At 67.9% G+C, this 13,754-nt stretch carries 9 protein-coding genes and 5 pseudogenes; 5 read left to right on the top strand and 9 right to left on the bottom strand.

The genetic code is table 11. The annotated features are described in order from the left end of the window. Positions 1-2: 2 nt before the first annotated feature. Positions 3-533 (bottom strand): phosphoribosyltransferase family protein, encoded by a 531-nt coding sequence (locus AMK22_RS34455; RefSeq protein ID WP_073791408.1) that lies wholly within the window; start codon positions 531-533, stop codon positions 3-5. A gap of 282 nt (positions 534-815) precedes the next feature. After that, positions 816-1,151 (bottom strand): annotated as a pseudogene (locus tag AMK22_RS34445) (TetR/AcrR family transcriptional regulator); the annotation flags it as partial. 64 nt (positions 1,152-1,215) lie between these two features. On the opposite strand from AMK22_RS34445, the gene AMK22_RS34440 reads away from it, so the two are divergent. After that, a complete protein-coding gene (locus AMK22_RS34440) occupies positions 1,216-2,094 on the top strand; it encodes an SDR family oxidoreductase (RefSeq protein ID WP_073791407.1) in 879 nt (292 codons plus the stop codon). Positions 2,095-2,510: 416 nt separating this feature from the next. Here AMK22_RS34440 and AMK22_RS34430 read toward each other — a convergent pair. Then, positions 2,511-3,146, bottom strand: a pseudogene (locus tag AMK22_RS34430) (IS30 family transposase); the annotation flags it as partial. 315 nt (positions 3,147-3,461) lie between these two features. Here AMK22_RS34430 and AMK22_RS34425 point away from each other — a divergent pair. Further along, positions 3,462-4,688, top strand: a complete 1,227-nt coding sequence (locus AMK22_RS34425) for a PP2C family protein-serine/threonine phosphatase (RefSeq protein WP_073791440.1) — start codon at positions 3,462-3,464, stop codon at positions 4,686-4,688. A gap of 36 nt (positions 4,689-4,724) precedes the next feature. On the opposite strand, the pseudogene AMK22_RS34420 reads toward AMK22_RS34425, so the two are convergent. The 5 genes and pseudogenes from AMK22_RS34420 to AMK22_RS40310 all read right to left on the bottom strand — a co-directional run. After that, positions 4,725-5,123 (bottom strand): annotated as a pseudogene (locus tag AMK22_RS34420) (transposase); the annotation flags it as partial. Beyond that, on the bottom strand, positions 5,084-6,322 hold the full coding sequence (locus AMK22_RS41560; protein ID WP_242434286.1) for an IS630 family transposase: 1,239 nt from the start codon (positions 6,320-6,322) through the stop codon (positions 5,084-5,086). The gene AMK22_RS41560 and the pseudogene AMK22_RS34420, both read right to left, overlap by 40 nt. Before the next feature lie 208 nt (positions 6,323-6,530). Beyond that, positions 6,531-7,937 (bottom strand): IS1380 family transposase, encoded by a 1,407-nt coding sequence (locus tag AMK22_RS34410; RefSeq protein ID WP_073791402.1) that lies wholly within the window; start codon positions 7,935-7,937, stop codon positions 6,531-6,533. Between the two features lie 193 nt (positions 7,938-8,130). Further along, positions 8,131-10,323 (bottom strand): NACHT domain-containing protein, encoded by a 2,193-nt coding sequence (locus AMK22_RS34405; RefSeq protein WP_158072120.1) that lies wholly within the window; start codon positions 10,321-10,323, stop codon positions 8,131-8,133. After that, on the bottom strand, positions 10,323-10,661 hold the full coding sequence (locus tag AMK22_RS40310) for a hypothetical protein (RefSeq protein ID WP_199883400.1): 339 nt from the start codon (positions 10,659-10,661) through the stop codon (positions 10,323-10,325). Before AMK22_RS40310 ends, AMK22_RS34405 begins: the two co-directional genes overlap by 1 nt. 451 nt (positions 10,662-11,112) lie before the next feature. Between AMK22_RS40310 and AMK22_RS34400 the strand changes: the two are divergent. Further along, positions 11,113-11,750, top strand: a pseudogene (locus AMK22_RS34400) (helicase associated domain-containing protein); the annotation flags it as partial. Next, positions 11,729-11,898: pseudogene (locus AMK22_RS39295) on the top strand (Tn3 family transposase); the annotation flags it as partial. The pseudogenes AMK22_RS34400 and AMK22_RS39295, both read left to right, overlap by 22 nt. On the opposite strand, the gene AMK22_RS39290 reads toward AMK22_RS39295, so the two are convergent. After that, the gene (locus tag AMK22_RS39290) at positions 11,891-12,277 is read right to left on the bottom strand and encodes an AQJ64_40280 family protein (RefSeq protein ID WP_073791438.1); all 387 of its coding nucleotides are present in this window, start codon (positions 12,275-12,277) and stop codon (positions 11,891-11,893) included. The pseudogene AMK22_RS39295 and the gene AMK22_RS39290 sit on opposite strands and share 8 nt — an antisense overlap. A gap of 502 nt (positions 12,278-12,779) precedes the next feature. Here AMK22_RS39290 and AMK22_RS34390 point away from each other — a divergent pair. Continuing rightward, on the top strand, positions 12,780-13,754 hold the full coding sequence (locus AMK22_RS34390) for a transposase (protein WP_158072119.1): 975 nt from the start codon (positions 12,780-12,782) through the stop codon (positions 13,752-13,754).

Raw genomic sequence — 13,754 nt, 5'->3', positions numbered from 1 at the left:
GATCAAGCCTCCGGAAGCTCTTCGCTGGTCACGAGCGCATGAAAACGTCCCAGCGTCTCCTTGGAGTTCGACTGCATCTGGTCGACCACCACGGCGCATCCAGCCAACTCCGCACCCGCACTGCTCACCAGATCCCGAACGGCCAGAGCCTGGTTTCCAGTCTCGATCCAGTCATCCACGAACAGAACCCGGTCGACTGGCCCCAGTGACGCCCGCTGGATCCGCAGCGAGTGCCGGATCCCCCGATAGTCCGGCTCTGTTTCCCGGACGAGCTTCTCGCCGGGAAACATCCCAGCTGCCTTCCGCACGGCGATGAAACCCACGCCGAGCTCCAGCGCCGCTGCCCCTCCGAGCAGGAACCCTCGCGACTCGATCCCGCACACCCCCGTCACCCCCGCGTCACGGAACGGAGCCACCAGCGCCCGCACAACCACGCGGAAAGCATCGCCATCCCGAAAGAGCGGCCACATATCCGCGTGGCCACCGACCCACCGGAACCGCTCCAGCAGAAGATCACACGCCAAGATCGTCATGACGTCGGATTCTCACGCACTCGTAGGCAAGAAGCGACCGACTTTCCGCCGCCACGAGGGGACCCAGCCCTCTCACCACATGGGCAGCGAACAACACCCATTCGGACAGTTCCAATACCCGACGTCACCATTACTGCCCGCCACCGTGACCGCCATCGCCGCCGACGACGCCCTGGACGCCACCTGGTGGCCGGCCGGCTCCCTCGACCAGCTCGATGCCGCGATCACCGCAGCCGGACGCACCCTTTACCCCGCGCACCGCCCCCTGCTGCAACGCGCCCTTTCGGGATGATTACTGAGGCCGGTGACGGGGTCGTGCCGATCGAGGCCGGCCCGGAAGTGCCGGTGCAGCGCCGTCACCGGCTTGATGCCGGACTTACGGTCACGTACGACGCGTGCTGCCTCGCCCTGGTGGTCCGCAAACCGGTGCAGCACCAGGTCTTCCTTGGTGGGGAAGTACCGGAAGAGAGTCGGCTTGGAGATCTCGGCTGCCGCGGCGATGTCGTTGACCGAGATGCGGTCGAAGCCGCGCTCCAAGAACAGCGAGACGGCTGCGTCTCCAATGGCGTCGCGCGTCCGCTCCTTCTTGCGGGCTCGCAGTCCCGTCAACTCGCTCATCTGATCACCGTAAGACATTTATGACTGAGTTGCTTTTTTAACCAGGTAACGTTTTCATGGCGGCATGAATCAGATAGACATTCCCCCCGTGCTCGTCACTGGGGCGACGGGCCGGGTCGGCCGCGTCGTCATCGACCAACTCCTCGACGCGGGCGTGCCGGTCCGTGCCCTCACCCGTCGCTCTGAGGCGGCGGCGTTGCTGCCGGCGAAGGTCGAGGTCTTCGCCGGTGACCTCACTGTGCCCGAGTCGCTCGATCCGGCGTTGAGTGGCGCCGGTGCGGTCTTCCTCGTCTGGACCGCCCCACCTCAGACCGCCGCGGCAGTCGTCGAGCGGCTGGCAGCCCACGTGCGGCGGGTCGTCTTCCTCTCCTCCCCGCATCAGACGCCGCACCCCCTCTTCCAGCAGCCCAATCCCATGGCGGTGCTGCACGCCGACATCGAGCGGCTCATCGCGGCCACCGGACTCGAGTCGACGATCATCCGGCCGGGGATGTTCGCGTCGAACTCGCTGGCCTGGTGGGCGCCCGCGATCCGGGCCGGCGAAGTCGTCCGGTGGCCTTACAGCGCTGCCGAGTCGGCACCGGTCGACGACCGCGCCATCGCAGCCGTCGCGGCGCGGACGCTCTATCAGGACGGATACGTCGGAGGCGACTACGTCCTTACCGGCCCCGAATCACTGACCCAAGCCGCGCAGCTGGACGCCATCGGTGACGTCCTGGGGCGCCGGATCGCATTCGAGGAGATAACGCCAGACGAGTTCCGAAGCCTGTGGGAGGGTACGGTGCCCAGCTCGGCCGTCGACATGCTGCTCGCCGCGTGGCGTGCGGCCATCGGACAGCCCGCGTACATCACCACTGCGGTGGCCGACATTCTCGGGACGGCGCCGCGAACGTTTCGCCAGTGGGCCGTTGACCACGCCATCGCGTTCACGGAGGGTTCGTAACCTCGTCGACCGCGACCTGAGCCCCAGGCCGCAGCCCTCAGTCCGCCGTCGCCCGGCCCTCGCCCCCCGGAACGTGCCGAGCGCGTGGGCGCGTGAGGCTCATGCAGCCCGAGGCATCGTGCGTACCGACAGGACGCGCGCGCCTCCGGTCCAAGTGCGCGACATCGAGCGGCGCCTGCTGGCCCGACTGAATAGTGCAGGGTTAGAACACCACCTCTTCACCAGTCCCAGCACCGATCCCGGCGCCGTCCCGGTCACCGTCCTGCGGCACCCGGCCGCCGCGGTGACCGCCGCTGGCATCCCCAACCCTGACACAGGAACACCCGCGACCTCGGCACCCTGACACCTGCTCACCATGAAGCCCCGCTCCCCGGCCGGCGGATTCTAGGGATCGTCGCAACACGTGGTCGTGTTGATCAGGCCGTGAGTAGTTTATGCAGGCGCTCGGCTGGGGTTTCCCAGTCGAGCGTTTTGCATGGTCGGCTGTTGAGCTGGGCGGCGACGGCGTCGAGGTGCTGGCGGGTGTGGACGGACAGGTCTGTGCCCTTGGGGAAGTACTGGCGGAGCAGGCCGTTGGTGTTTTCGTTCGAGCCGCGCTGCCAGGGGCTGGCCGGGTCGCAGAAGTAGACAGGGATGTCCGTGGCGAGGGTGAAGCTGCGGTGGGCGGCCATCTCTGCGCCCTGGTCCCAGGTCAGGGACCGTTTCAGGTGCTGCGGGAGCCTCTGCGCGGTCTCCGTCAGGGCATCGCGGACGCTGGCTGCGGTGTGGTCGTCAGGCAGGTGTAGAAGCATCACGTAGCGGGTGCTGCGTTCGACGAGGGTGCCGATCGCCGAGCCGCCGTCCTTACCGATGATCAGGTCGCCCTCCCAGTGGCCGGGCACGGCCCGGTTGTCCGCTTCGGCGGGCCGTTCACTGATCACGACCATGGGATCGGTGAAACGGGGCTGGCGGCAGTTGGCCTGGCGGTGTGGCCTGCGCCGGGCGCGTCCGCTGCGCAGGGCGCCCGCCAGTTCCCGCCGTAGCTGGCCGCGTCCTTGCACGTAGAGCGCCTGGGGTGGACGACCTGGCCCGCTGGAGCGGGTCGGTCGTCCACCCCCAGGAATCCACGCTGGTCAGCCCCCACCGGCGACGCGGCGGTGGGCGGGCAGGGCTTTCAGCTGTTTCTGAGTCGTTCATGACATGGCGACTCGTGGTGTTTCGGTGTTTGCCCAGCTCAGAATTCGAACGGAGGGGTTTGGCGAGGTCGGCTGGTCCGTGTCCGGACGGGTCGTAGATGTCTGTGACACAGGTGTGCCGCCCTCTCTGGAGGCACGCTGGTACATATCGTGACAGGGCACGTGATCGGTACAGCGTCGCTGACAGGTGGCATCGTGAACACGCACAGGATCGACTACGAGGCGGTCTTCCAGGCGCTGCCGAGCGCGGTGGCCCTGTTCACCACGGACCTGGTGTACGTCGACGTCAACGAGGCGTTCCTGAGCGGCATGGGACGTAGCCGTGATCAGGTGGTGGGCCGCTATCTGTCTGACGCCTTTCCCGACGACCCCAGGGACCCCGCGGTGACCGGTATGCGCAAGCTGCAGGCATCGCTGCGGTGGGTGGCTGCCACCGGGCAGCGCGATGCCATGACGCTTCACCGCTATGACGTGGAGTACCCGGACCGGCCCGGGGTGTGGGAGGAGCGGTACTGGAGTCCGGTCAACGTCCCCGTCTTCGGCCCGGACGGGCGGGTGGCGCTGCTGCTGCACCGGGAGGAGGACATCACCGAGCTCGTCCGTAGCCGAGGCGGCAAAGACCGGGCGACCGTGCTGGAAGCCGAGCTGTACACCCGGGCCCGGGAGCTGCAGGAGGTCAACGAGCGGCTGCGTGAGGCGCACGCCCGCGAACGCGAGGTCGCCCTGAGCCTGCAGGGGGCGATGCTGCCCGCCCCTGGGCCTTTGAGGCATCACCGCGCCGCGGTGCGCTACCGCCCCGGGGCTGGGGTGCTGAACGTGTGCGGGGACTGGTACGAACTCGTCGAGCTGCCTGACGGCCGTATCGCGGTGGCCGTCGGCGACGTCGTCGGCCAGGGGCTGGCCGCCGCCGGCGTCATGGGCCAGCTGCGCAGCGCCCTCACCGCGGCTTCCCTCGTCACCGACGGCCCGGCCCAGGCCCTGGACACTCTCGGTCTGTACGCCCGATCGGTCGACGGTGCGGAGTCGGCCACCGCGGTTCTGTGTGTCGTCGACGCCACCAACCGCACCATCGCCTACAGCAACGCCGGCCATCCTCCACCGGCCCTGCTGTACTCCGATGGCACCGTGGACTTCCTCGACCAGGCCACCGACCCCCCGCTCGGCGCCCGCCCCGAGCACACCCCCCGCCGCCCCCAGGCGGAGGCCGTGTTCACCGAGGGGGCCACCCTTGTGCTGTATACCGACGGGCTGATCGAACGCCGCCATGAGGACATCGATGTCGGCCTGACCCGGCTTGCCGCCTCTCTCGTCCGCCACCAGGGCACCGACCCCGACACGCTCGCCGACACACTCCTGGCCGACCTGTCCCCACCTGTCGGCGGCTCCGACGACACCGCCCTGGTCGTCCTTCGCCTGTGACGGAGGCGGCCGCCACGGCGCTCACTGTCAGGTCGTCGAGATGGTCTGTTTGGAGATCTCCGCGCCGTACACCTCGGCCAGGTGCGCGGAGATCTCCCCGTGCGTGAGCCCCTTCACGGACAGCGACAGCACCATCTCGTCCACGCCGGTCAGGCGCCGCTGCCGCTTCTTGACGATCTGCGGCTCGAACGTGCCGGCCACGTCCCGGGGGACCTTCACCTCGACCGGGCCGACATCGGTCAACACGGTCTTCGCCCGGGTTCCGTTCCTGCTGTTGCCGCTGTTACGGCCCTCGGTGTCGTGCTTCTCGTACCCGAGGTGATCGGTGATCTCGCCCTCCAGGGCGGACTCCAGCACCCGCTTGGTCAGCATCTGCAACAGGCCGCCCTCGCCGGTCAGCTGCAGCCCCTCGGATCGGGCCCGGTCCACGAGCATCGCGACATCCGACGCGGGCGGCACCGGCGTGACCGCCGACTTCTCCACGGACTCCTGAATCTCCACTGGAACGGCTGTGCTGTGGCGTTGTAGCGGTCTTCGAAGCCTCGAAGCCGGTCCCTGACCTGGGTCAGGTTGGTGAAGTCGTTGGGCGAGACGACCTTGCGCTGCACCACAGAGAAGTAGATCTCCACCTGGTTCAGCCAGGAGGCGTGGACCGGGGTGTGCACCAGGACTACGGTGGGGAATGCCACGGCCAGCCGGTCGGCGGCCTTCTTGCCGCGGTGGGAGGAGCCATTGTCGACGATCCAGAACACCCGTTTCGCGCTGGCATAGGGCTCCTGGGTCATGACCTGGGTGACAAGGGCCATGAACGGGTCGATGCCGGTGCGTGCCTCGGTGTGGCCGAACACCTTCGCGTGGTGGACGTCGTAGGCAGCCAGGTAGGCAAGCGCGCCGCCGCGCCCGTAGGTGTGGTTCACCCGCATGGCGCGGGCTGCTCCGGGGGCCAGCGTGGGGTGGCAGCGGCACCGGGCCTGGATGGAGGTCTTCTCGTCGGCGCTGACGACGTACTCGTCCGCGCCCAGCGGAACATCCTCGAAGGTGCGGGCGTACAGGTCCAGGACGCGCTGGGCCTTGGCGCGGAAGTCCGGGTCGCGGATGAAAATCCAGGACTGGTGCTGCCAGGGCTTGATCATTTCCTGGCGCAACCAGCGGCCCACGGTCGATGCCGAGACCGGGCCGGTGACGCCGCGCGCCGTGAGTTCAGCGGCCAGTTCGGGACACGACCAGCGCGACAGCGGGGCGCCGGTCTCGGCTGGTAACTGGCAGGCCAGGGCCTTGGCCTCGGCGACCTGCACCGGGGTGAAGCGGGCGGGGCGCCCGGAGCGTCTGCAGTCGGCCAGGGCCGGAAGGCCGCCGCGGGAGCCGCCATCTTCGCAGTTCTGTGTGTAGTGATCAGCGGGACGAGCGGCAACGGCGGGAGCGACGGCCCGCCGGGAGATTCGAACTCCTCCCGCCCGCCGCCCAGCGACTGACACGACGCCCGCACGGAACTCCGCGGGAGCCTCCGGAGTCTGGCGACCTCGAGGAGTTCTACGCGGTCGCGTGCTGTGCTGCGGCCGTTCCGCACCGACAGGACCGCACCTCCGCCCCGGCGACCGGATCACCGCACCGGCGGCGCCGGGCCGCGCCGGCATCGCCGGCAGGGAAGGCTCCCACGCCCGCTGGGAATCACCACATACCAACGAGCACTGACCTCGCCGTTTCGGTTGGGCTGAGGCGGCTGCGTTGATCACCAACTGTTGGGTGGTCGAGGCGATTCTGTTGCCTGGGCATGGTGGAGTCCCGGCGCAATGGTCGGGTTCTCCGGGTCCTTCGGATCGTGGGCGGGCGGGGGGCCGCAGGTCAGTCAACTGGTCGGGGCAGTGCGGCAAGGCGGTGGAATGCCGTGGCCAGTTCGTGTCTCCAGGGCCAGGTCGCGGAGATCCGCAGGTGGAGGCGACGGCCGCCGCGGGTGAGACGGGCAGCGACGTGCAGGATCCGGTAGCGGAGCTTCTTGGGTTCGGCGGTAGCCAGCTCGCCGTCCAGCAGCAGGACGCGGGTCCAGGCCAGAAGGTCGATGGCCGCGAGGCTGAGCTCGAGCCAGGCGGCGTTGACAGAGAACAGGCGGGATGGGAAGCGTCCGAAGCCGGTGGTCTTGCCGCACCGGATGTGGTCCTCGACGGTGGCGTGTCCACGGTGGCGGACCTCCAGGAACTGGGCCGAGCCGCCGCCGGAGTACGGGGTATCGGTGAGGAAGACCTGGTGCCGCAGGCCCTCGTCACTGTCGAACAAGGAGAGCTGGGCGCCGGGGTGCGGGCGTTCGCGGCGCACGATGATGCGGGTGCCGGCCGGGTAGTCGTTCAGGTCGACCATGCCGGTCAGCTCGGCGACCTCGGCGGACTCACGCAGGGTCCCGTCGGCGTCCAGGGCGGGATGCCAGAGAGCTTCGGGCAGTGAGCGGATTGCGCGACGGACTGGCTCGGTGATGGCGTATCCGACCGAGAACCGCAGGTTCAACCCGTGCTCGCGCAAGGTCCGGATGTGGGTGAGGAAGGCTTTCGCGGATCCGGCGCTGTCAGCGCGGACCAGGATCTGGGTGCCGTACCGGTGAGCGTCGGGGATCTGTGCGAGGGCGTCGTCCAGCACCGCGATGTGGTCGGCGGCGGTGTTGGCTCCGGAGTTGCCGGGCCGCAGCCGGCCGGACATCGCCTCGCCGGTGTTGGCCAGGAAACACAGCAACGGGTGGAACCCGAAGCCGCCTTTGTAGGTGGGTGCGGCCTGGTCTTTCTCGGAGTGGCAGGTGACCAGCGTGGCGTCGAGGTCCAGGACCAGGCCGGGCAGTTCGCGTCCGCCGGCCTTCACTGCGGGTATCGCGGTGCGGGTCTCGGCGGCCTGCAGCCAGGCCACCTCCCGGGCTGCGGCGCGGGCCGACCGCAGGCGGTCCAGTATGCGTTCGTCGACGGCGGCCAGCAGCCGCCAAGCCGTCGGCGTGGAGGCCACCGGGCCGAACACCTCGCGCTGGTCCCGCAGAACGGCCAGATCCGCTATCGCCTCACCGCCGTCGGCGAGCATCACCGCGAGATCGGTGGCGGTCCGACCTGGATCGTGCCCGGTGCCACGCGGCCGCAGCGGCCTGAGCGCAGTGGAGTAGGCGGTGGTCAGACCGGTGGCATCGGCAAGATCCGCCAGCAGACGTGCGCCCGCGTGCCCGACGACCCCCGAACCGTCGGTGGAGACGTGGAGCTTGGGACGAGAACCGATACCCTGCACGCAGAAAGTGCCTTCCGCTTGGACCGACAGAACCCCTCGACAAGGTTCATCGTCCCAGCTCAGAAGGCACTTTCGTATTTCCTCCCCGCTTCCGGCCTCATCTCAACCGAAACGGCGAGGGTAGACACTCCCCCGCTTGCCGGTGATGTCGACGCCTTCTCCTCCCTTGAGGACATCCCGGGATGTGGGCAGTTCAGGGGTGGGGTGGAGGGGTTGGCCGGGTGGCGAGGTGGTCTTGGAGTTCACGGTGGCGGAACTGCCATGCGGTACCTGCCACACGCAAAATGCCTACCTGATAACAGCTGTTGAGGAAACGTCCCAACCGCCAGGGCAGGGACCGGCGGGTGTTCAGAAGGAACGCAAGATGCCGCAGGGCCACCGAACTGCCTTTGAACGGGAGAACAAAAGCGAGGAGGCCTAAGAGAAGCCCGGGAGTGAGTGCATCTAGAGCCGAATCGCTAGCGGTGTACGAAACTCCTTCCGGTGCGAAAAAATTGGCTACGGGTGTGCCGTACCTCGCATTTAGGAATAGTAAGAGTGCGATTACGGACGCGAGTGTGGCTCCTGTGGTGAAGTCTTTGCGAACCAAGATGAGCGGACCCGCGGAAGTCGTCTGTTTCTTGCTTACAAGCCCGAGTGCGAAGCCTAAACCAGCTCCCAACGGGATTGCGAAGAGGGTAGCAGTAGCGACTAGGTCGGTCGGATCGAATTGCTCGGTACCGGAACTGTCTGCATATAGGATCACGAAAGTAATCAGAAAACCGAGCATGATGCCAAGCGCGGAGCCGAGTGCAGCAGCACCCCATCCGGCCCGGGTCCGCAGACGGCGGAAGTCGATCCGCTGTGGATTTGGCCATGCCCGACGGTATATCAGTGCGGAGGTCATAAAGAGAGCTATAGGGAATAGGTCGCCGAGGCTATATTTTAGACCCACCATCAAGTACAAGGAGCCCGCGACGGACAGGATGACCAGCATCTGTTCGGTCCACCGCACACGGTACCGGCCGACAAGAGGCCAGAGTTCGTGGAGGATGAGGTCGGTGCTGCTCAGGGTGCGGCCCGCCACCGTGCGCGGAGGTTCGCCGCCGGTTCCAGTGTTGCTGTCTAGGTAGCGGGCCAGGACCGCCAGGCGGCGCCAGGTGGTGTCGGCGACAAGCTGCTTACGTCTGTTGCGGGGCGCGGATCCGCCGGTGTTGTCAGCCTCGTGGCGGGGCGCAGTTACCGCGGCTCCGATGTAGCGGTCGAGGAGGTATTCGTAGAGGTACCCGTTGGCGGCCAGGGCGAGCAGGTCTGCGGGGTCGCGCCGGTACTGGCCGTTGGGGGTGCGTTCTTCGAAGACGGTGGCGGCCAGGGTCAGGCGCCAGGGTGTGTCCAGTGTGCCGGCCAGCACGACATCGGCGGGTGATGCGGGGTTGGTGGGACTGGCTGCGGCTACCGCGGTGAGGGCGTTGAGGACGGGCTGCCAGCGGGCCCGTCCCCGTTCAGTGGTGCCGACGCGCTGGCGAAGGTACTGGCCGGCGTGGGCCGCATCAACCCGCGCCAGGGCCACCTGGGCGACAACGCCGGGCTCGGCCCCCGCGTCGACCAGTGCTTGGTAGGGGGCCTGGCGGCAGGTCAGGATGACGGGGCAGTGGGTGTCGCCGTGCTCGAAGCGCTCGATGGCACGCAAGAGCTGGGAGGCGCGTGAGGTGTAGCCGGGAGCCGGATCGGATTCCATCTCGTCCAGTCCGTCGATAACTGGGAGGACGAGGTTGGCGGCAACGATGGAAGACGCCTCACGGGCAGGGAGGCGGTAGGTGTCGGTGAGGTGGGTACGGACCCACTCGCGAATTTCGTTCCCCGGCCAGGACGCGGCGATCAGACGCACCGGCACGGGCGCCTGTGCGGTGCGGTCTTTGGCCAGACCCAGGAGAAGAGCGAGAGCGAGAACGGTTTTACCCGTACCCGCGTCACCACTGACCTGCCCGTCCGGCCGGAGCGCGGGTGTGCCGGTGATAACCATTCGTCCCGGCCGTAGAGCCTTGTAGTAGGCGGTGATCTCTTCCAGAGTTCCCTGCGGCCGGGCACCGTCCACATTGGTGACAGTCGCGGTGAACGCGAGATCGATTCGGCCGTCCGGAACAGCGGCTCCGCTCCCCAGAAGCTGCCGGTACTCCACCCCCTCGGCCCGCACCACAGCCTGCGCGAGTTCCTCCGCGATCACCGACGGTGTCCGCTGGCCCCGCAGAGCAACCACAGCAAGCCATAAGGCCCAGCCACCCACCACAGCACTGACCAGACCGGTCAGGAAAGACCATAGCCCCGCAATATTGTTGGCATCGTCCGTCTGGCCGACTTCACGCATAGACCACCACAACCCGAACAGACACACGACCACACTGGACATCACCGCCAGGATCCCCCCGGCACGACCCCGATTTCGCATGGGCCAATCCTGCCCCACCCGCCTATCAACGCACCGGTGAGCGGCAAGGATTGGCGCTCCTCACGGCAGAAAATTTCCGGCAGCCCGTGAGCACCATCGGCTTCAGCACGGACAACGGCCTCGCCGACGAGAGGCAACTGCACGACTGGAACCGGCCACGAGGCTTCCTGTCCGGCGGAGTTGAGACCGCCATCAACGCCGACAGCAACCTTGCCGTAACCGCCAACCACATCATGCTCGATACGGGCCCGGGTGATGTCGCGGATCCGGGCCCCAGATTGATCAAGCTGCCCGGCCACCCGGAGCGCTCCGGGTGGCGTCGGTCCGGGCCGACGACACAGGCACCTGGCGCCCTGAAACCGCCGTACGCGCCACCCCCGGCCCTGGCGCTCCGACTCCGCTTCAGGAACAGCCGGGCACCAGACCCGGCCCGCGCGCGGCCCCACCGACGCACGAGAGGGACTGGCCAGCCGCCGACCCCCGAGTCGCTCCCGCACGGTCGACTGAGCGGGCTCACGGGCCTGAGCAGGGACCAAAACAGGCGCCTGCAGGAACCGAAAACAGGGGCCGGACCGGGCGCGGCCGGGACTACAGGGCGCGGCTGCACAGCCGGGCAACAGACGCCGTCGTTCCGTCAGCGTGACCCTGAGCGTCTCGCGCACCGGGATCGCCGATGCCCGGCAACCGGGATAGCTCCTGACGGTGATGGCAGGACGGAACCACGCGGTCGCCGCCCGCGGGAGCGGCGGAGCGCTGCGCGCTGGTGAACTCGACCCCCACCGCAAGACGCTGCTCGACGAGGCCGGGATGGTCTGGGAACCCGGCGAGGAAGCATGGGAGAACAAACTCGCCACGCTCGGGTCCTACCACCGGGCCAACGGGCACCTCGCACCCCGCCAGGACGCCGTCTGGGATGACCCTGCTGGCGGGGACCCTGTGCTGGTGGGGCAGCACATGGCCAACCTCCGCCGCAAGGGCCAGAAGAACGGCCTGGGCAAGGACCAGGAGCGAGCAGCGGAACGCGCAGCGCAGCTCGCGGCGATCGCCCCGGACTGGAACTGCCCCTGGCCGCTCGACTGGCAACGCCACTACCGCGTCCTCGCCGACCTGGTCGACGCCGACGGCGCCCTACCCGACATCCAGCGGGGCGTGCTGTTCGAGGGCGACGACATCGGCAAATGGCTCCAGCGGCAGAAGAACCCGGCCCAAGCAAGGCACAAGCAGCATTCCAGCGGGGCCTGGCAGCCCTCACGCAGTGGGTAGAGCGGGAGGGTGCCCACCGGCCGGTACCCCGCAGTCACGCTGAGGAGATCGCGGTTGACGGCGAGACTGCGCCGGTGGTCGTCAAGCTAGGCGTGTGGGTGTCGCGGCGGCGAATACCGCGCTGATCACCGCCGACGCCAAGGTGCCGATCGTCAGGTACTGGAGGACGGTCTGCTGGCGTCGGTGGACGGACTGCGGTTCGTCGTCCCGCTCCGCACGATCAGCGCGGTGCCGTCGCCGAAGTACTTCGGGTTCAAGCGCGGCATCACCTGGCTGAAGGAGCGCCCCATGCGTTCTGGAGAGCCGACGGCACGCCTTCTCCAAGAACCAGGTGTGTGGTCCCGCCTGGCAGGGTGGGCAGCTCGGCCCAGTGAGTCACGGTTTCGTCACTGTCCTGGCCGTAGGGCAGGCGGACGACTCCATCGGAGTCGACGAAGCAGTCCCAGTGTTCCGCCCCGTCCTCCTCGCTCCAGTGCCGAGTCGTGAAGTACATCGGCCTCACCAGCCAGAACTCCTCACCCAACACGCGACCGGACTCATTGGCACTGTCAGCCGGGTACCGGCCCGTGATCGCCGCTGCCACCGGTGCACCGTCCCGAGGCAGCCTCTCGCGTGCGTCCACCCACGTCACGACGGTGTTCAAATTCGTCATCTCCACCCTCACTCAGGCACTCGACACGTCGTCTTTCACCCATACGTCGGCGCGTCGGCAAGGCACTGCCTCGGCATCCGGTGAAACCGCCCGGCGCTCGCGAAGGTTGCTCAGTGCCTGACGCTGTCGGGGATCTTGAAATTCAGCGTGTCTGATCACGGTGGACGAGTCATGTGCGCGATGCGTTTCTACTGGTCAGATGGCAGCTCGGCGGGTTGGTCGGCGGTCTGGGTGTCTCCTGCGGTCCTGGTGACCGTTGGGCGAACGGAACGTTCGTGCCCGGTGATGCTGGTGTGACTGTGGTGGCGGGTGTGGCGATGAGGGTTCACCCGTTCGTGGTGAGCGCCCCGAGAATGACGGATCTGGTGGCCTGTGCGGGTGGCACGGTTGGGGCCCGCGACTTCGGAGGCCCGAGATGTGCGTTCGCTCCCGTACCGGCTGTGTCGTTCCCGAACTGACGGTGCGCGTGGCTCGGGCGTGCAACCCTCAAGGCACCACCGCCATGGCCATCCGTGACCACCTCAACGGTCTGTGGAGTGACGAGGACTTCGAGGAGTGGTATCCGCGCGATGGCAAGCCGGGACTGTCGCCTGCCCAACTGGCCACGGTGTCGGTCTTGCAGTTCCTGCTGGAGATGTCCGACCGGCAGGCCGCCGAGTCCGTCCGCAACCGCATCGACTTCAAGTACGCCCTGGGCATGGAACTGGAGGACCCCGGTTTCCACCACAGCGTTCTTACCGACTTCCGCGAACGCCTGGCCCAGGAAGGCCGGGCCGACAGGCTGCTCGACCTCGCGCTGGAGAAGATCCGGGCCGTCGGCCTCGTCCGCGAGCGCGGCCGGCAGCGCACCGACTCCACCCACGTCCTGGCCGCGGTCCGCGACCTGACCCGCCTGGAACTGGTCACCGAGGCCATGCGCGCCGCCCTCGAAGAACTGGCCCGACGGGCACCGCACGAGCTGGTCGGCCTGGTGAACGAGGAGTGGGGCAAGCGTTACGGCCGCGCGGCCCGGCTCGGCAAGAACCCCTCCAAGCCGAAAACCCGGATCAAGGACACCGGAGAGGATGTCCGCCTGCTCCTGCGCTACGTCCACCGCTATCTGCCCGCCCTCCGCGACGGCGAACAGGTCCAGGCCCTGCGACAGATCTTCGTGCAGAACTACTGCCTCGACGCCAAGGACCGGCCGAAGTGGCGGGAGCCAGAGGACGCCGGCCTGCCACCCTCAGCCCTCGCCATCGTCTCGCCCTACGACGTGAGCGCCCGCTACGCACGCCGCGGCGAGACCCGTTGGAAAGGCTTCCTCGCGCACGTCACCGAGACCTGCGCCCCGGACACACCCAGCGTGATCACCGACGTCACCACCACCAAGGCCCCCGTCCACGACACCAAGGCTCTCCCCGGCATCCTGGCCAACCTGGGTGATCGGAACTTGAACCGCCCCGGGTCAGGTGGAGGCTCGATTTCATGTAAGGATTGA

The organism is Streptomyces sp. CB01580, from assembly GCF_001905795.1.
In the GTDB taxonomy this organism is placed as follows: domain Bacteria; phylum Actinomycetota; class Actinomycetes; order Streptomycetales; family Streptomycetaceae; genus Streptomyces.
Note: the sequence above shows the minus strand (reverse complement) of the source record. Positions and strands in the feature narration are given on the sequence as shown.